Source organism: Pseudomonas sp. SB113 (assembly GCF_040754745.1).
GTDB classification, from domain to species: Bacteria; Pseudomonadota; Gammaproteobacteria; order Pseudomonadales; family Pseudomonadaceae; genus Aquipseudomonas; species Aquipseudomonas grimontii.
Genome location: NZ_JBFMHW010000014.1, coordinates 1 through 17,677, shown reverse-complemented (window position 1 = coordinate 17,677; position 17,677 = coordinate 1). Strand labels below are relative to the sequence as shown.

General features: G+C 59.8%; 13 protein-coding genes. 8 read left to right on the top strand and 5 right to left on the bottom strand.

Translation table 11 applies throughout. The features are described 5' to 3' along the window. Positions 1–46: 46 nt before the first annotated feature. A complete protein-coding gene (locus tag AB1462_RS18720; protein WP_367247601.1) occupies positions 47–757 on the bottom strand; it encodes an autoinducer binding domain-containing protein in 711 nt (236 codons plus the stop codon). Between the two features lie 380 nt (positions 758–1,137). Between AB1462_RS18720 and AB1462_RS18715 the strand changes: the two genes are divergently transcribed. Beyond that, positions 1,138–1,914: a ferredoxin--NADP reductase gene (locus tag AB1462_RS18715; protein WP_090399634.1), complete on the top strand. Its 777-nt coding sequence runs from the start codon at positions 1,138–1,140 to the stop codon at positions 1,912–1,914. Positions 1,915–1,961: 47 nt separating this feature from the next. Here the strand turns inward: AB1462_RS18715 and mscL are convergent, their stop codons facing one another. Next, positions 1,962–2,378 carry a large-conductance mechanosensitive channel protein MscL gene (mscL, locus tag AB1462_RS18710; protein ID WP_053137928.1) on the bottom strand — a complete coding sequence of 139 codons (417 nt, stop codon included), beginning with the start codon at positions 2,376–2,378 and terminating at the stop codon, positions 1,962–1,964. Positions 2,379–2,665: 287 nt separating this feature from the next. On the opposite strand from mscL, the gene katB reads away from it, so the two are divergent. The 3 genes from katB to radA are packed head-to-tail and all read left to right on the top strand — an operon-like array spanning position 2,666 to position 6,205. Next, complete coding sequence (katB, locus tag AB1462_RS18705) at positions 2,666–4,207, top strand: catalase KatB (RefSeq protein ID WP_090399636.1); 1,542 nt, start codon at positions 2,666–2,668, stop codon at positions 4,205–4,207. Positions 4,208–4,262: 55 nt separating this feature from the next. Continuing rightward, the gene (locus tag AB1462_RS18700) at positions 4,263–4,802 is read left to right on the top strand and encodes an ankyrin repeat domain-containing protein (protein WP_090399638.1); all 540 of its coding nucleotides are present in this window, start codon (positions 4,263–4,265) and stop codon (positions 4,800–4,802) included. Positions 4,803–4,837: 35 nt separating this feature from the next. After that, positions 4,838–6,205: a DNA repair protein RadA gene (gene radA, locus AB1462_RS18695; RefSeq protein ID WP_024077502.1), complete on the top strand. Its 1,368-nt coding sequence runs from the start codon at positions 4,838–4,840 to the stop codon at positions 6,203–6,205. 30 nt (positions 6,206–6,235) lie between these two features. Here the strand turns inward: radA and AB1462_RS18690 are convergent, their stop codons facing one another. Further along, positions 6,236–6,604 carry a PilZ domain-containing protein gene (locus AB1462_RS18690; RefSeq protein ID WP_090399640.1) on the bottom strand — a complete coding sequence of 123 codons (369 nt, stop codon included), beginning with the start codon at positions 6,602–6,604 and terminating at the stop codon, positions 6,236–6,238. A gap of 174 nt (positions 6,605–6,778) precedes the next feature. Between AB1462_RS18690 and AB1462_RS18685 the strand changes: the two genes are divergently transcribed. From AB1462_RS18685 to yjiA, 3 genes are all read left to right on the top strand, one after another. Beyond that, on the top strand, positions 6,779–8,845 hold the full coding sequence (locus AB1462_RS18685) for a carbon starvation CstA family protein (RefSeq protein WP_259194196.1): 2,067 nt from the start codon (positions 6,779–6,781) through the stop codon (positions 8,843–8,845). 15 nt (positions 8,846–8,860) lie between these two features. Beyond that, positions 8,861–9,058, top strand: a complete 198-nt coding sequence (locus AB1462_RS18680) for a YbdD/YjiX family protein (RefSeq protein ID WP_003176208.1) — start codon at positions 8,861–8,863, stop codon at positions 9,056–9,058. A gap of 156 nt (positions 9,059–9,214) precedes the next feature. Continuing rightward, positions 9,215–10,180 carry a GTPase gene (gene yjiA, locus AB1462_RS18675; protein ID WP_090399644.1) on the top strand — a complete coding sequence of 322 codons (966 nt, stop codon included), beginning with the start codon at positions 9,215–9,217 and terminating at the stop codon, positions 10,178–10,180. 45 nt (positions 10,181–10,225) lie between these two features. Here the strand turns inward: yjiA and glyA are convergent, their stop codons facing one another. Then, complete coding sequence (gene glyA, locus AB1462_RS18670) at positions 10,226–11,479, bottom strand: serine hydroxymethyltransferase (RefSeq protein WP_053137906.1); 1,254 nt, start codon at positions 11,477–11,479, stop codon at positions 10,226–10,228. A gap of 230 nt (positions 11,480–11,709) precedes the next feature. Next, positions 11,710–15,561, bottom strand: coding sequence for a bifunctional diguanylate cyclase/phosphodiesterase (locus tag AB1462_RS18665; RefSeq protein WP_276544562.1), 3,852 nt, complete (start codon positions 15,559–15,561; stop codon positions 11,710–11,712). A gap of 285 nt (positions 15,562–15,846) precedes the next feature. Between AB1462_RS18665 and ettA the strand changes: the two genes are divergently transcribed. After that, positions 15,847–17,511, top strand: coding sequence for an energy-dependent translational throttle protein EttA (gene ettA, locus AB1462_RS18660; protein WP_090399649.1), 1,665 nt, complete (start codon positions 15,847–15,849; stop codon positions 17,509–17,511). Positions 17,512–17,677: the final 166 nt, after the last annotated feature.

Sequence of the window (17,677 nt, the reverse complement as noted above, 5' to 3'; positions counted from 1 at the left end):
TGTTACTTTTTTTCCAGAGGGATTACATGCGGTGTTTCAACGGTGGCTAAAACAATCCCGCTTTCGAAGCGCAGAGCACGGCGGCGATCTTGTTGTTGACCCCCAGCTTTTTGAAGCAACTACAGATATGAAAGCCCACCGTACGTTCAGACAAGCACAGGATCGCGGCGATGTCCGCCGCAGTCTTGCCCATGGCAGACCACTTGAGGATTTCGGTTTCCCGCGGGCTCAATTTGCTGGCGGGGCTGGCGCCAGTCTTATCGGCATACGTCTGCGCCACGGCTGCATGTAACGCATGGCATAACCACAGTACCTGGCCGGCCTTTTCGTACAGCTCCTGCGGGCTGACTTGGCCCTTGCTACGACCCAGGGTCAGCATGCTGAACACACCCTGGAAATCATGCACTGCTTGGGTCCAGCCCAGATGCACGCCAAATGACTGGGCTAAAGACCATAAGTTTGGTGCGTCTTTAAAGGTTTTTTCTTCCCAGACAAGTGGCAATACGCAACGCTTGCAATGTTTGACCACAGGATCAACTTCAAAGAAGTGCGCCTGGTTATACAAGGTGTTCCATTCGTCTGGATAGTTATTGATGCGGATTGGTTTCGTTTGATTGTTGGGGAGTTGGGAACTCATCGTAAAGGAACAGTATTGGAAGCCGAGTGCGTAGGTGTGGTTGACGGCCATGTCGAAAAGACTAGAGGCCTCACTCTCGCCTTCCCGCTTGGGAAGTCTTGTGTTGCGCCAGTTAACCATCGGTAACTCTCCATGGGTTTCCGCTTGATATGGGATACGTCCTGAACTCCCACTGCACGGAAATCAGTGTAGGACACGAGCTACATGGAGAGCTGAGATTTTCGCTATTTGCCGACGATATTTTATAGATTCTTTACACCGCTGCGAGTTGAGCGCGCAAAGGGTTAGTTGGTTTTTTTGGGATTTATTAGTGGGTTAAAGCACTGAGGACGGGTCAACTTAGAGTGTGTGAGTAACCATTGGTAAAGTGGCTAATAGCGAATTAGTTAGGAGTGGCATTAAATTGCTATTATTCGCTGCCTACGAAACCACTACAAACCAGCGGTGTTTCCGGGCGCGACTTTGAGGGACACTAGGGCACCTGTAGAACGGAGTCCCCCATGACGGCCAGTGCTGAGAAATTTACCCGCCAGACCCTGCTCGATGTGCAATCGCTGACCCCCAGCCTGTTTACGCTGCGAACCACCCGTGACCCGGGGTTCCGTTTTACCGCCGGTCAGTTCGTGCGTCTGGGGGTGACCAAGGCGGATGGCAGCACGGTGTGGCGTGCCTACTCAGTGGTGTCCTCACCGTTTGATGAGCACTTGGATTTCTTCTCGATTGTCGTCCCTGGCGGGGAATTCACCAGTGAACTGAGTCGCCTGCGGGTAGGTGATACCTTGATGGTGGAACGCCAGGCCACGGGGTTCCTGACCCTGAACCGTTTCGTCGATGGCCGCGATTTGTGGATGCTGGGCACCGGCACCGGGGTAGCGCCATTTCTGTCGATGCTGCAGGACTTCGAAGTCTGGGAGAAATTCGAGCGCATCATCCTTGTGTACAGCGCGCGCGAAGGCAAAGAGTTGGCCTATCAGTCGCTGATCAAGGAGCTGGGTGAGCGGGAGTACCTGGCTGAGTACGCGCACAAGCTCACTTACATTCCTACCGTCACCCGCGAGCAACATCCGGGTGCATTGAATGGGCGCATTACCACGTTGATCGAAAACGGTGAATTGGAGCGTGCTGCCGGCGTCGAGTTGACCCCGGAACATTCGCGCGTGCTGATTTGCGGCAACCCGCAGATGGTGGATGACACTCGCCAGTTGCTCAAGCAGCGCGATATGCAATTGAGCCTGAGCCGCCGGCCGGGGCAGGTGGCGGTGGAAAACTACTGGTAATAAAAAAGGCGCCTCAAGCAGGCGCCTTTTTTCCAAGCCGGTAGGGGTTAAAGCGGCTTGTCGTTCTGTGCCTTGAGCAGGTCGCGAATCTCACCCAGCAGCACTTCTTCCTTGCTTGGCGTCGGTGGCAGGCTCGGTGCCACGGCTTCCTCGCGCTTGAGGCGGTTGATGGCCTTGACGCCCATGAAGATCGCAAATGCGACGATCACAAAGTCGATCACGCTCTGGATGAACTTGCCGTACGCCAGGACGACGGCGGGTACATCGCCTTGTGCCGCCTTGAGCGTTATCGCCAGGTCACCAAAGTCCACGCCACCGATCAACAGACCAATGGGCGGCATCACCACGTCGCCTACAAACGAGGAAACAATTTTGCCGAAGGCTGCGCCGATGATGATACCGACGGCCATGTCGACCACATTACCTTTGACCGCGAAGGCCTTGAACTCACTGATCACGCCCATAGGTTATTCCTTGTTACACATGAGAAGGGTGCCGCTCAGTGTAAGTCAGTCGTAGCGGGCTTGCCCGACACAACTCTTAACACTGTTAGTTTTAATCGACACATTAAAACGCAAATAGTTTGCAAAGTGCCACCAATCGCGCGCGAAATACTCGCCATTTCAGTGGCTTGCCACATTAATTTCTTAATCGCCCTGGTGGGGTTTTTCTATTTATCTTCTGACTCGCGGGTCACTAGCCTCTGGCAAGCACAACTGAATGTGCACTAAAAAAACCAGAGGAAACCTTGATGAAGACTCCAACCAATCGCGGCCCGGTATTGGCGCGTCATGTGCTGGTACTGGCGACCGCCAGCCTGCTTTCCCTCTCTGTGCAAGCCGCCAACCTGACCCGCGATAACGGCGCCGCCGTTGGCGACAACCAGAACTCACAAACCGCGGGCGCCAATGGCCCGGTACTGCTGCAAGACGTGCAACTGATCCAGAAGCTGCAGCGTTTCGACCGCGAACGCATCCCTGAGCGCGTGGTGCATGCCCGTGGCACCGGCGCCCACGGCACGTTTACCGTCACCGACAACCTCAGCGACCTGACCAAGGCCAAGGTCTTTGCGGCAGGCGAAGCCACCCCGGTGTTCGTGCGTTTCTCCGCCGTGGTGCACGGCAACCACTCCCCGGAAACCTTGCGTGACCCGCGCGGTTTCGCCACCAAGTTCTACACCGCTGACGGCAATTGGGACTTGGTGGGCAATAACTTCCCGACGTTCTTTATCCGCGATGCCATCAAGTTCCCCGACATGGTCCACGCCTTCAAGCCGGACCCGCGCACCAACCTGGACGATGACTCCCGTCGCTTCGACTTCTTTTCCCATGTTCCCGAGGCCACTCGCACACTCACCGAGTTGTATTCCGACTCCGGTACCCCCGCCAGCTATCGGGAAATGGATGGCAATGGCGTACATGCCTACAAGTTGATCAACGCCAAGGGCGAGGTGCACTACGTCAAGTTCCACTGGAAGAGCCTGCAAGGCATCAAGAACCTCGACCCCAAGCAAGTTACCGAAGTGCAGGGGCGTGACTACAGCCATATGACCAACGACCTGGTCACCCATATCAACAAGGGCGACTTCCCCAAGTGGGACCTGTATGTGCAGGTACTCAAACCGGAAGACTTGGCCAAGTTTGATTTCGACCCGCTGGATGCCACCAAGATCTGGCCGAATGTACCCGAGCGCAAAGTCGGGCAGATGGTGCTGAACCGCAACCCGGCGAATGTCTTCCAGGAAACCGAGCAAGTGGCCATGGCCCCCGCCAACCTGGTACCGGGTATCGAACCGTCGGAAGACCGCCTGCTGCAAGGCCGGGTGTTCTCGTATGCCGACACGCAGATGTATCGCCTGGGCGCCAATGCCCTGCAATTGCCGATCAACGCCCCACGGGTCACCGTCAACAACGGTAACCAGGACGGCGCGCTGAACTTCGGCAAGACCACCAGCGGCGTGAACTACCAGCCAAGCCGCCTGGAAAACCGTGAAGAGCCGCAAACCGCGCGCTACAGCCAGGCGGCACTGTCGGGCAGCACCCAGCAGGCGAAGATCCAGCGTGAGCAGAACTTCAAGCAGGCCGGTGATCTGTATCGCTCCTACAGCAAGAAAGAGCGTCAGGACTTGATCGACAACTTCGGCGGCTCCCTGGCCACTACCGATGACGAGAGCAAGCACATCATCCTGTCGTTCCTCTACAAGGCTGATCCGGAATACGGCACCGGCGTGGCCAAGGTCGCCAAGGGTGACCTGGCGCGCGTGAAGGCGCTGGCTGAAAAACTCACTGACTGACGTTGGTTTCGGTCGACGCCCGACGCGGGCGTCGACCTCTGGCAGGAGAGCACCCATGCGTATTTCTATCGGCCTACTGATGGCCATGCTGGCCTTTGTCGCGCATGCCGAGTCGCCCGACCCGGTCGCGCTCAAGGCGCAGCTCCAGGATTATTACTTCGACGCCGCCCGCCGTGGCGACGTCGACATGCTCAACACCTTTATCGACTCCGGATTCCCCCTCAATACCCAGGACGACAAGGGCTACACCGCGCTCATCCTCGCCGCCTACCATGGCGAAAGCGCCTACGTGGAGCGCTTGCTCGCTGCCGGGGCCGATGCTTGCGTGCAGGACAACCGCGGCAACACCGCGTTGATGGGCGCGATCTTCAAGGGTGAACTGAAAATTGCCCAGCGCCTGCTGTCCACCGACTGCAACCCCGACCAACGTAACGGCGCCGGTCAGACGGCGGCCATGTACGCCGGCCTGTTCAAGCGCATTGAGTTGCTCGACGAACTCAAGGCCAAGGGCGCCGATCTCAACGCCGAAGACCCGGTCGGCAACAGTGCTTCACGGTTGGCCAGCGGTGAAATCCGGACCCCGGCGTCGCGCTGAGCTATCATCGCGGTTTTTCGGTTGGAGGTTCTCAAATGGCAAAGGCCAAGCGCATGTACGGCTGCACGGAGTGCGGCGCGACCTTTCCCAAGTGGGCCGGCCAATGCACCGAGTGTGGTGCGTGGAATACCCTGACTGAAACCATGATTGAAAGTGGCGGTGCCTCGGCCCCCACTGGCCGCGCCGGCTGGACCGGGCAACAGGCGCAGATCAAGACCCTGGCTGAGGTCAGCGTCGAAGAGATCCCGCGTTTCTCGACGGCTTCCGGTGAGCTGGATCGGGTCCTGGGTGGCGGCCTGGTGGACGGCTCGGTGGTGTTGATTGGCGGCGACCCCGGCATTGGCAAATCGACGATTCTGCTGCAAACCCTGTGCAGCATCGCCAGCCGTATGCCGGCGCTGTATGTCACCGGCGAAGAATCCCAGCAACAGGTGGCTATGCGCGCCCGCCGCCTCGGTTTGCCCCAGGACCAGTTGCGGGTGATGACCGAAACCTGCATCGAAAGCATCATCGCCACGGCCCGGATCGAAAAACCCAAGGTCATGGTGATCGACTCGATCCAGACGATTTTCACCGAGCAACTGCAATCGGCGCCCGGTGGTGTTTCCCAGGTGCGCGAGAGTGCGGCGTTGCTGGTGCGCTACGCCAAGCAGAGCGGCACGGCGATCTTCCTGGTCGGCCACGTCACCAAGGAAGGCGCGCTGGCCGGGCCACGGGTGTTGGAGCATATGGTCGACACCGTGCTGTATTTCGAAGGCGAGTCCGATGGTCGTTTGCGTTTGCTGCGGGCGGTGAAGAACCGTTTCGGCGCGGTGAACGAACTGGGTGTGTTCGCCATGACTGACCGGGGGCTGAAAGAAGTTTCCAACCCCTCGGCTATTTTCCTCACCCGTGCCCAGGAAGAAGTCCCAGGCAGCGTGGTCATGGCGACGTGGGAAGGTACCCGGCCGATGCTGGTGGAAGTCCAGGCGCTGGTGGATGACAGCCATTTGGCCAACCCTCGTCGCGTCACTCTGGGCCTGGATCAAAACCGCCTGGCGATGCTGTTGGCGGTGTTGCACCGCCATGGGGGGATCCCGACCCATGACCAGGACGTGTTCCTCAACGTGGTAGGTGGGGTCAAGGTGCTGGAAACCGCGTCCGACCTGGCGTTGATGGCGGCGGTGATGTCCAGCCTGCGTAACCGGCCATTGCCCCACGACCTGCTGGTGTTCGGTGAGGTGGGCCTGTCCGGCGAAGTGCGCCCGGTGCCCAGCGGTCAGGAACGCTTGAAGGAAGCGGCCAAGCACGGCTTCAAGCGCGCGATCGTGCCCAAGGGCAATGCGCCGAAGGAAATGCCGCCAGGATTGCAGGTGATTGGGGTCACCCGCCTGGAACAGGCGTTGGATGCCTTGTTCGAGTAATCACCAACGCCGCAAAACCAATGTGGGTTGTTAGATCTCCAGCAGCGCCGACAACTCCCGGTGCAGTTCTTCTTCATCTCCAAGGTTCAGCTCGATAAGCCGCTTTAAGTGGCTGATCGAGTCCAGGTCGATGTCTGTGCACACAAACCCCAGTTGGCCATCGGCTTCGTGGGTCAGCCGAACTTGCATCTTTATATGAGCCTTGGGATCCAGGCGTATGTCGACGGCGAACGGCAGCGCTTTATTCCCCTTCCAATCTTCAGGCCGTTGCGCCAACAGGCCCTTGAGCGACAAATCCACCAATTGCACCGGCCATTCCTTATCGCCTTGCCGAAGTTCGGTCTTGGCATCAAAGGCAATTCGACGAAAACGGCGGCGATCAGACGCTTGCTCGGTCATGGTGAAACCCTCTGTGGATAAAAGGATTGTAGCCGTGCGCCATCATTGGGCGGTTTTTTCTGCTTTTTTTGCCGTTGCAAGGCTCTAGACCAACGTAGGGGGGTGGCCTTTAAGGCCAGTAGCGCTAAACTCCGGATGGCTGTCCTTTCTGTCCACCCTGGCTGGAATATAAAAATGAAAAATAATAATAGCCTGCTACGCCACTTACCCTGGCTGGTGCTGGCAATCGTAGGAGCGTGCGCCCTGGGCGTAGTGGCCTTGCGCCGAGGCGAGGCGATCAACGCCTTGTGGATCGTGGTCGCTGCCGTGGCCATTTATCTGGTCGCTTATCGCTACTACAGCCTGTTCATCGCTAACAACGTGATGCAACTCGATCCACGGCGGGCCACCCCCGCAGTGGTCAACAATGACGGTCTGGACTATGTGCCGACCAACAAACACATCCTTTTCGGTCACCACTTTGCGGCGATTGCCGGTGCAGGCCCCTTGGTCGGCCCGGTACTGGCGGCGCAAATGGGCTACCTGCCCGGCACGCTCTGGCTGATTGCCGGCGTGGTGCTGGCTGGTGCGGTGCAGGACTTCATGGTCCTGTTCCTGTCTACTCGTCGCAACGGCCGTTCCCTGGGGGACATGGTCCGCGAAGAGATGGGCCGTATCCCGGGGACCATCGCGCTGTTCGGCTGCTTCCTGATCATGATCATCATCCTCGCGGTGCTGGCGCTGATCGTGGTCAAGGCCTTGGCCGAGAGCCCATGGGGCATCTTCACGGTGATGGCGACCATCCCGATCGCGATGTTCATGGGCATTTACATGCGCTACATCCGCCCGGGCCGCATTGGTGAAATCTCGATCATCGGCGTGCTGTTGCTGCTCGGTTCGATCTGGCTGGGCGGGCAGATTGCCGCTGATCCGGTCTGGGCCAAGGCCTTCACGTTCACCGGGATCCAGATCACCTGGATGCTGATCGGCTACGGCTTCGTGGCAGCGGTACTGCCGGTGTGGCTGATCCTCGCGCCACGTGACTACCTCTCTACCTTCTTGAAAATCGGCACCATCATCGCCCTGGCGATTGGCATCCTGGTCACCATGCCCGACCTGAAAATGCCGGCGCTGACCCAGTTCATCGATGGTACCGGCCCGGTATGGAAGGGCGGTCTGTTCCCGTTCCTGTTCATCACCATTGCCTGTGGCGCGGTCTCGGGCTTCCACGCGCTGATTTCCTCGGGCACCACGCCCAAGCTGCTGGCCAGTGAAGGCCACGCCCGTTACATCGGTTACGGCGGCATGCTGATGGAGTCCTTCGTGGCGATCATGGCGATGGTTGCCGCTTCGGTGATCGAGCCAGGCGTGTACTTCGCCATGAACAGCCCGGCGGCGATTGTCGGCACCGACGTGGTCACCGTGGCGCAAACCGTCAGCAGCTGGGGGTTTGCAATTACCCCTGAGGCGTTGTCGGCCGTGGCCCATGACATCGGTGAAACCACCATCCTGGCGCGTGCCGGTGGTGCGCCGACGTTGGCGGTGGGTATCGCGCAGATCCTGCACAGTGTGTTGCCGGGTGAAAACACCATGGCGTTCTGGTATCACTTTGCGATCCTGTTCGAGGCGCTGTTCATCCTGACGGCGGTTGACGCCGGTACCCGTGCCGGTCGCTTCATGCTGCAGGACTTGTTGGGTTCCTTCGTACCGGCGCTCAAGCGCACCGAATCCTGGACCGCCAACCTGATCGCGACCGCCGGTTGCGTGGCCATGTGGGGTTACCTGCTGTACCAGGGCGTGATCGACCCGCTGGGCGGCATCAACACCTTGTGGCCGCTGTTCGGTATCTCCAACCAGATGCTGGCCGGTATCGCGCTGATGCTCGCCACCGTTGTGCTGATCAAAATGAAACGCCAACGCTACATCTGGGTGACCATGGTGCCGGCGGTATGGCTGCTGATCTGCACCACCACCGCAGGCTTCATCAAGCTGTTCGACGCCAACCCGGCGATCGGCTTCCTGTCGCTGGCGAAGAAATACAGCGATGCCCTGGCTAACGGCCAGATTCTGGCCCCGGCCAAGAGCATCGACCAGATGCAGCACGTGATCTGGAACGCCTACACCAACGCAACGCTGACGGCGCTGTTCCTGTTCGTGGTGTTCAGCATCCTGTTCTATGCGCTCAAGGTCGGTGTCGCCGCCTGGGGCAACAAAGAGCGTACGGATAAAGAAGCCCCGTTCCAGGCCGTACCGGACGCATAACCGAGGATTGCAAACATGTTCAATGACATCAGTCGCCTCGGTAAATACCTCGGTCAGGCCGCACGCCTGATGGTCGGCATGCCCGACTACGACACGTACGTCGAGCATATGCAAACCAAGCACCCGGACAAGCCGATGATGGACTACAAGGCGTTCTTCCGTGAACGCCAGGAGGCCCGTTACGGCGGCAAGGGTGGGCCCAAGTGCTGTTGACCCGGTAGTTCGGGCTGGCGGTGATCTACTGTGGGAGGGGGCTTGCCCCCGATAGCGGTGTCTCAGTGACACATAAGTGCCTGACACACTGCTATCGGGGGCAAGCCCCCTCCCACATTTGTTTTGTGTTCCTTCAGTTAATAAGGAGAACTGTTTTTGTCCTCTCCCATTCCCGTCACCGTCCTCAGCGGCTTTCTCGGCGCCGGCAAGACCACCTTGTTGCGCCATCTGCTCAAGGCCGAACACGGCTTGAAAATCGCCGTGATCGAAAACGAATTCAGCGATGCCGGTATCGACACCCAGTTGTTGGGCACCGAGCCAGTGCAAGTCATGACCCTGTCCAACGGTTGCGTGTGCTGCACCATTCACACCGACCTGACCAAGGCCCTCTATCTGCTGCTCGAACGCCTGGACAGCGGCGAGATCGCCTTCGACCGCCTGGTGATCGAGTGCACCGGCCTGGCCGATCCGGCGCCGGTGGCCCAAACCTTTTTCATCGATGAGGAACTGCGCGAGCGCTACATCCTCGACGGCATCATCACCCTGGTGGATGCGGCCCACGCCGAGCACCACCTGACCCAAACCATCGCCCAGGCGCAGATCGGTTTCGCCGACCGGCTGCTGGTGAGCAAGCGTGACCTGGTGGACGACGCCACCTTCGAGGCGCTCAGTGAACGCCTCACACGCATCAACCGCCGCGCGCCGATTCGCGTGGTCGAGCACGGCAAGATTGACTTGGCCGAACTGCTCGATGTGCGTGGTTTCAACCTCAACGCCGGCATGAGCCTGCGCCCGGTGAGCAAGGCGCCGTCCATCGACCGTATATCCAGTCTGGTGCTGCGCACCGACCAGCCGCTGGATATCGACCGTCTCAGTGAGTTCATGAACGAACTGCTGGAAGACCATGGCAAGCAGCTGCTGCGCTACAAGGGCGTGCTCAACATCGCCGGCGAAGACCGCCGCATGGTGTTCCAGGGCGTGCTCAAACTCTATGGTTTCGACTGGGATACCGAGTGGGCCGAGGGTGAGGTGCGGGAAAGTGTGATCGTGTTTATTGCCGATGAGTTGCCGGAAGACAAAATCCGCGAAGGCTTTGCCAAGGTTTACCAACAACAGGCATAAAAAAGCCCGGCTCAAGGGCCGGGCTTCTTAGTCAAACAACTGCAATCAAGCGCCGTATACCGGCAGTTTTTTGCAGATGGCCTTGACCTTCTCACGTACCGCGTCGATCACGGCTTCGTTGTTCAGGTCCGCCAGGATGTCGCAGATCCAGCCAGCCAGCTCCTTGCACTCTGCTTCTTTAAAGCCACGAGTGGTCACAGCCGGGGTGCCGAAGCGCAGGCCGGAGGTGACGAACGGCGAACGTGGGTCGTTCGGCACGGAGTTTTTGTTCACGGTGATGAAGGCTTTGCCCAGGGCAGCGTCAGCATCTTTACCGGAAATGTCCTGCTTGATCAGCGACAGCAGGAACAGGTGGTTTTCAGTACCGCCGGACACCACGTCAAAACCGCGTTCGATGAACACGCTGGCCATGGTCTGGGCGTTTTTCACCACTTGTTGCTGGTAGGTCTTGAACTCAGGCTGCAGTGCTTCCTTGAAGCAGATCGCCTTGGCGGCGATCACGTGTTCCAGTGGGCCACCCTGGGCGCCTGGGAATACGGCGGAGTTCAGCTTCTTCTCGATCTCGGCGTTGGCGCGAGCCAGGATCAGGCCGCCACGTGGACCGCGCAGGGTCTTGTGGGTGGTGGTGGTGACCACGTCAGCGAACGGCACCGGGTTCGGGTAGACGCCAGCGGCGACCAGACCAGCCACGTGAGCCATGTCGACGAACAGGTAGGCGCCAACCTTGTCGGCGATCGCACGGAAGCGCGGGAAGTCCAGGATCTGCGAGTAGGCAGAGAAACCGGCCACGATCATTTTTGGCTTGTGCTCGACCGCCAGGCGCTCGACTTCGTCGTAGTCGATCAGGCCGTTGGCATCGATGCCGTATTGAACGGCGTTGTACAGCTTGCCGGAGGAGGAAACGCTGGCGCCGTGGGTCAGGTGACCGCCGTGGGCCAGGCTCATGCCCAGGATGGTGTCGCCGCCTTGCAGCAGGGCCAGGTAGACGGCGCTGTTGGCTTGGGAGCCGGCGTGGGGCTGGACGTTGGCGTAATCGGCGCCGAACAGTTCTTTTGCACGGTCGATGGCCAGTTGCTCAACCACGTCGACGTATTCGCAGCCGCCGTAGTAGCGTTTGCCTGGGTAGCCTTCGGCGTACTTGTTGGTCAGAACCGAACCTTGAGCCTCCATCACCGCAGGGCTGGTGTAGTTTTCCGAAGCGATCAGCTCAATGTGCTCTTCCTGGCGCACGGCTTCTTGCTCCATGGCGGCGAAGAGATCGGCGTCGTACTTGGCAATAGTCAAATCACGGCTGAACATGGCGGTCCTCAAGGATCGGGGGCAGAAAAGGAGGGCATTCTAACCCAATGGGTTTTAGATGGCATATGAAAGGACATCATGTCGCGGACAAGTGGGGCTCATCTCGGGATGGGTGGTGACTGTGCCGGCCTCATCGGTGGCAAGCCCCCTCCCACCTTTTGACTTGTGAATACATTCAAATGTGGGAGGGGGCTTGCCCCCGATGAGGCCATAAGCCCCACCACAACATTTCAATCGAACATGAACAGCGCATCATTGCTGAACTGCGCCTCGAACCGATGTGCCGGCATCGGCCGCCCGAACAGATAACCCTGCACCTCGTCGCAACCGTGTTCGCGCAGGAAGTCCAGTTGCTCATGGGTTTCCACGCCTTCGGCGATCACCGCCAGGTTCAGGCTGTGGGCCATGGCGATAATGGCGCGGGCGATTTGCGCATCCTGTTCGCCGGATGGCAAGCCATCGACGAAGGTGCGGTCGATTTTCAGCACGTCGATGGGGAATTGCTTGAGGTAGTTGAGTGACGAATAGCCGGTACCAAAGTCGTCCACCGCGATGCTCAGGCCCAGGTTTTTCAGGCTGTCGAGGATGTGCATGGCTTCGTTGACTTCGCGCATCAGGATACTTTCGGTCAGCTCCAGCTCCAGGCACGCCGGTGGCAGGCCGGTGTCCTTGAGGATGGTGGCGATGCGCGTGCCCAGTTGGCCGTCGGAGAACTGCCGCGCGGAGATGTTCACCGAGACTTTCGGCACCCGCACCTTGTTCTGGTGCCAGGTCTTGAGCTGGCGACAGGCTTCGCTGATCACCCAGTCACCCACGTCCACTACCAGGCCCAACTCTTCGAGCACCGGAATGAAGTCTCCCGGCGGCACCAGCCCACGGCGTGGATGGCGCCAGCGCAGCAGCGCTTCGGCGCCGGTCAGGCGTTTGCCGTCGCCGCTGAATTGCGGCTGGTAATAGAGCACGAATTCGTCCTGGTCCAGCGCATGGCGCAGGTCGCTTTCCAGTTCCAGGCGTTCCAGGGCGCTGGCGTTCATGTCGGCCTGGTAGAACTGGAAGTTGTTCTTGCCACGTTCCTTGGCGTGATACATCGCGGTGTCGGCGTTCTTCATCAGCTGGCTCAGCTCGTTGCCGTCCTGCGGGCTGAGGGCAATGCCGATACTGGCGGTCACAAAGAACTCGCGACCCTCCAGCACAAACGGTTTCACCAGGCTGGCCAAAATCTGCTCGGCCACATGGATCGCGCGGTTCAGCGCCATTTCGCGGCTGACCCGCGGTTGCAGCAGCAAGGTGAACTCGTCGCCGCCCATGCGCGCCACGGTGTCGTCTTCGGCCACGCAGCCCAGCAGGCGGGTGGCCATTTCCTTGAGCATGCGGTCGCCGGCGGCGTGGCCCAGGGAGTCGTTGATCGGCTTGAAGCGGTCGAGGTCGAGGAACATCAGCACCACCCACGACTTCTGCCGCTCGGCCGACTGCAACGCGGTGTGCAGGCGGTCCTGGAACAAGGTGCGGTTGGGCAGGTGGGTCAGGGCGTCGTAATAGGCCAGGCGGTGGATGCGCTGTTCGCTGGCCTTGCGTTCGCTGATATCGCTGAAGAAGCACACATAACTGGCCAGGTCGCCTTCATCGTCGAACACCGCCGTAATGCCGACCCAGGCCGGATAATGCTCGCCATTACGGCGCTTGAGCCACACTTCGCCTTCCCAGGTGCTGTGCTGGTGCAGTTGCTTGAGCACGTAGCGCAGGTGGGCTTCCTGCTGTTCGTCGACGGTGAGCATGTTCGGCAACTGGTCGAGTACATCGCTCACCGCATAACCGCTGACCCGGCTGAACGCCTCGTTGGCCTGCACGATATAGCCGGCGGGGTCGGTGATCAGGATCGCCGACGTGGAGTGCTCGAATACGGTGGCGGCCATGCGCAGGTCTTTTTCGGCACGGCGTTGCTGGCTGATGTCGCGGCCCACGCCGAGGATGCCCTCGAAGGCGCCGTGCTCATCCCACACCAGCACCAGGCGCAGCTCGATCGGCACCTTGCGGCCATCGGCGCGCAGGCAGTCGAACAGGAACAATTGGGTCTGCACTTGATCGCGCAGTTTATTCAGCGCCTCGGGATCGCCCAGTGCGCGGCTGACCTGTTCCACCAGGCTATAGATGCCGGTCAGTTGCTGCGGGTTGGCGATGATCGACTGCCAGCCATTCTTGAACACCCAGTCCACGTCGTAACCCAGCACGGCGTTGACCGACGGGCTGACGTAGTTCAGGGCCAGTTGGCTGTCGGTGGAGCAGATCACGTCGCTGATGCTTTCGGCCAGCATGCGGTAGCGCTGTTCGCTGTCGCGCAGGGACTCGCTGGCTTCGATCTGGTCGGTGATGTCCTTGGCCACACCGATGATGCGTGTGACTTGCGCCGTCTTGTCCCGCGCCAGGGCCTGCTCGCGAATATCAAAGCGCCGCCATTGGTTATTGCGATGGCGAAAGCGCAACTGGCAGTGCAGCTGCGTCGTGTAGCCGACCTGGCGTTGCTGTTGGCGCAAATCGTGGTAATGCTCGGCGTCTTCGGGGTGCAGCAGGATTTCCCAGAAATACTCGCCCATTTGCTGCAGTTCGGCCTTGGTATAGCCGAGGGTGTGGCCCAGATGGTGGTTGCTGAAGATCATGCGCTGGCTGATCACGTCCTGCACATACAGGTGGTCGGGTACGGTACGGACCACGTCCGACCAGAAGCTTTCACGCTCCACCAGTGACAGTTCGATCAGCTTGCGGCTGGTGATGTCGCTGATGCTGAGGATCACCGCCTTGAAGTCGTCCTGCTGCTCCGGCAGGCGCATCACCAGCCACAGGTATTGCTCGTTGCCGGCTGCATCCTTGAGCTGGATTTCCAACTCAAGCTGATTTTGTTCGGTCAGCACCGCTTCGAGTATCTGATGACCGATGGACGTGGTGTTGCGCGGGCAATCATCGATCAGTCGTTCCCAAGCCTCCTCGCACGAACCCACTCTCAGCAGGCGCACCGCCACCTGGTTGATCTCGGTGATGCGCAGTTCGGTGAGCAGCTGTCGGCACTCTTCGGGGGTGTTTTGCAGCCAGGCGTGCAGTTGCTCGCGGGTCTGCAAGTGCGCCTTGCCAAAGAATGCATTCAGGCCCGACAGGTCAAGTACGCACAGGGCGACGCCGGTGCCTTCGAAAATATCCTGATACCGCCGCCGGCCTTCATGTACCTGGCGCTGGCGGCGACGCATATTCAGCAGCACGATCACGGGGATCAACGAGAAGGCCAGGCCCAGCAGGCATTTACCGATAAATGCCGGCAGCAGTTGTTCCAGCACGGCTGCGCGGTCGAACATCCCGCGCAACTGCCAGTCGCTTTTGCTCAGGGGCGTGACCAGCACGCTTTTATTCAGGTCATCCGGGGTCAGGGCACCGGTCCATTGCGCCGGCATGCCGCCGTCACGGCTGACCACACGGTGGTTCACGCGGTTCTCGATGGCCCACATGGGGCGCTGGCCCTGGCTGTCCTGGCGCGTCAGGTTGACCAGGTAGGCGGGTGCCAGGCGCAGCGCCCAGTACATCCTTGAGCCGCCGCTGGGCTGGTGCAGCAGCAGATAGATGAGGGTGCCATCGTTGTTATTGCTCAAGTAGTAGGGTTGGCCGTGGCTGCGCTGCACCAACTCTTCCAGAAAGGCGCTGTCCTGGCTGTCATTGGCGCTGTCGCTGATCATCGCGCCGCTCGGCGCGAGCAGGGCGATGCTGCGCAGTTCCGGCAGGGAACGCTGTAGCGTGCGCGTCAAGGCTTGTTGCTGTTCGATGTCGCGCGGCGGCTCGACCATCGGTAGCAGGTTCAGGGCAATTTTTGCGCTCAGGGCCATGTTCAGGCTGATCTGTTCAGCCAGGTCGGCGCTGTAGTCGATGGTGTATTGCTGTTGGTTTTTCTGGTTTTGCTGCAGCTGGTCCAGCAGTTGCCAGAACAATAATGCGAGCAGCATGAGGACAAGCGTCGCCAATGCGCCTTTAAGGGTGCCGTGCAGGGGCGTTCCCGGCGCTACATGAGCGGCGCGCAAGGGAGTTGGCGGCGTGACTTTGGACAAGCTGTGATCCTGCGGTTTGGCTGGACTGGCGCGCGACGTGCACTATAAGCCGGACGCCCGAAGGGCGGCTAGCATGCCTTGACTTGTGGCAAAGTGCCAGCCCTGCTTGGCTGGACTGACCAAGCGCATTGAGGTAGCTTTGCCGGTTACGCGGGGGCGTTCCAGCCCCAGATATTCAGGCTTTTTCCGCTCGCTGGCATTGATGATAGTCAACGGCCCGCGCGGCGCATGGCCTGGCACGGGCTTCGCCCGCTTAATTCATCAGTCACTGACGCTAGGTTCACCATGGCTCAATACGTCTTCACCATGCATCGGCTGGGAAAAGTTGTCCCTCCGAAGCGGGAAATCCTGAAAAACATTTCGCTGTCCTTCTTCCCTGGCGCCAAGATCGGCGTGCTCGGCCTCAACGGTTCAGGTAAGTCCACGCTGCTGAAAATCATGGCCGGCGTCGACACCGAGTTCGAAGGCGAAGCCCGCCCGATGCCGGAACTGAACATCGGTTACCTGCCGCAGGAGCCGATCCTGGACCCGACCAAGACCGTGCGCGAAGTGGTCGAAGAGGCCGTCAGCGTGATCAAGGACGCCCAGGCCCGCCTGGACGAGGTCTACGCCGCCTACGCCGAACCGGACGCCGACTTCGACAAGCTGGCCGCTGAACAAGCCAAGCTCGAAGCGATCCTGCAGGCCGGCGACGGTCACAACCTGGAGCGCCAGCTGGAAGTCGCCGCCGATGCGCTGCGCCTGCCGGCATGGGACGCCAAGGTCGAGTTCCTGTCCGGTGGTGAAAAACGTCGCGTGGCCCTGTGCCGCCTGCTGCTGTCGGCTCCCGACATGCTGCTGCTCGACGAACCGACCAACCACTTGGACGCCGACTCCGTCGCCTGGCTGGAGCACTTCCTGCACGATTTCCCGGGCACCGTGGTTGCGATCACGCACGACCGGTACTTCCTGGACAACGTTGCCGGCTGGATCCTCGAGCTCGACCGTGGCGCCGGCATCCCTTACGAGGGCAACTACTCCGGTTGGCTGGAAGCCAAGTCCGACCGTCTGGCCGCCGAATCCAAGCAGCAATCGGCCCATGAAAAAGCCATGAAGGAAGAACTGGAGTGGGTGCGCAAAGGCGCCAAGGCCCGCCAGTCCAAATCCAAGGCACGTCTGCAACGCTTTGAAGAAATGCAGTCGCAGGAATTCCAGAAGCGCAGCGAAACCAACGAGATCTACATCCCGGCCGGTCCGCGCCTGGGTGACAAGGTCATCGAGTTCAAGAACGTTTCCAAAGGCTATGGCGACCGCGTGCTGATCGACAATCTGTCGTTCTCCATGCCAAAAGGCGCGATCGTCGGCGTTATCGGCGGTAACGGTGCGGGTAAATCCACCTTGTTCCGCATGCTGATGGGCAAGGAAACCCCGGATTCGGGCACCATCGAAGTCGGCGAAACCGTGCAACTGGCCTGTGTGGACCAGAGCCGCGAAGACCTGGATGGCAGCAAGACGGTATTCCAGCAAATCTCCGACGGTTCCGACCAGATCCGCATCGGCAACTATGAAATCCCGTCGCGCACCTACGTCGGTCGTTTCAACTTCAAGGGCGGCGACCAGCAGAAGTTCGTCAAGGACCTGTCCGGTGGTGAGCGCGGTCGCTTGCACCTGGCCCTGACCCTGAAAGAGGGCGGCAACGTCCTGCTGCTCGACGAACCATCCAACGACCTCGACGTTGAAACCCTGCGTTCCCTGGAAGAAGCCCTGCTGGACTTCCCGGGCGCCGCCATTGTGATCTCTCACGATCGGTGGTTCCTTGACCGCGTCGCGACCCACATCCTGGCGTACGAAGACGACTCGCAAGCAGTCTTTTTCGAAGGCAACTACACCGAGTACGAAGCGGACCGTAAAAAGCGCTTGGGCGAAGCTGCTGCCCAGCCGCACCGTGTACGCCACAAAAAACTGGCCTGATCCGGCTGGTTTGAAAAAGCGGAGCCCTCGGGCTCCGCTTTTTTTTGCGCTGGGGTTTTGCAGTGTTTTTGACGGCCCTATCGGGAGCAAGCTCCCTCCCACATTTGATTTGTGCACACATTCAAAATGTGGGAGGGAGCTTGCTCCCGATAGGGCCGTCAAAAAC

Excerpts from the sequence above, each read along its gene's own strand:
- AB1462_RS18720 (WP_367247601.1), bottom strand. The coding sequence starts at position 757 with ATGGTTAACTGGCGCAACACAAGACTTCCCAAGCGGGAAGGCGAGAGT.
- AB1462_RS18715 (WP_090399634.1), top strand. The coding sequence starts at position 1,138 with ATGACGGCCAGTGCTGAGAAATTTACCCGCCAGACCCTGCTCGATGTG.
- mscL (WP_053137928.1), bottom strand. The coding sequence starts at position 2,378 with ATGGGCGTGATCAGTGAGTTCAAGGCCTTCGCGGTCAAAGGTAATGTG.
- katB (WP_090399636.1), top strand. The coding sequence starts at position 2,666 with ATGAAGACTCCAACCAATCGCGGCCCGGTATTGGCGCGTCATGTGCTG.
- AB1462_RS18700 (WP_090399638.1), top strand. The coding sequence starts at position 4,263 with ATGCGTATTTCTATCGGCCTACTGATGGCCATGCTGGCCTTTGTCGCG.
- radA (WP_024077502.1), top strand. The coding sequence starts at position 4,838 with ATGGCAAAGGCCAAGCGCATGTACGGCTGCACGGAGTGCGGCGCGACC.
- AB1462_RS18690 (WP_090399640.1), bottom strand. The coding sequence starts at position 6,604 with ATGACCGAGCAAGCGTCTGATCGCCGCCGTTTTCGTCGAATTGCCTTT.
- AB1462_RS18685 (WP_259194196.1), top strand. The coding sequence starts at position 6,779 with ATGAAAAATAATAATAGCCTGCTACGCCACTTACCCTGGCTGGTGCTG.
- AB1462_RS18680 (WP_003176208.1), top strand. The coding sequence starts at position 8,861 with ATGTTCAATGACATCAGTCGCCTCGGTAAATACCTCGGTCAGGCCGCA.
- glyA (WP_053137906.1), bottom strand. The coding sequence starts at position 11,479 with ATGTTCAGCCGTGATTTGACTATTGCCAAGTACGACGCCGATCTCTTC.
- ettA (WP_090399649.1), top strand. The coding sequence starts at position 15,847 with ATGGCTCAATACGTCTTCACCATGCATCGGCTGGGAAAAGTTGTCCCT.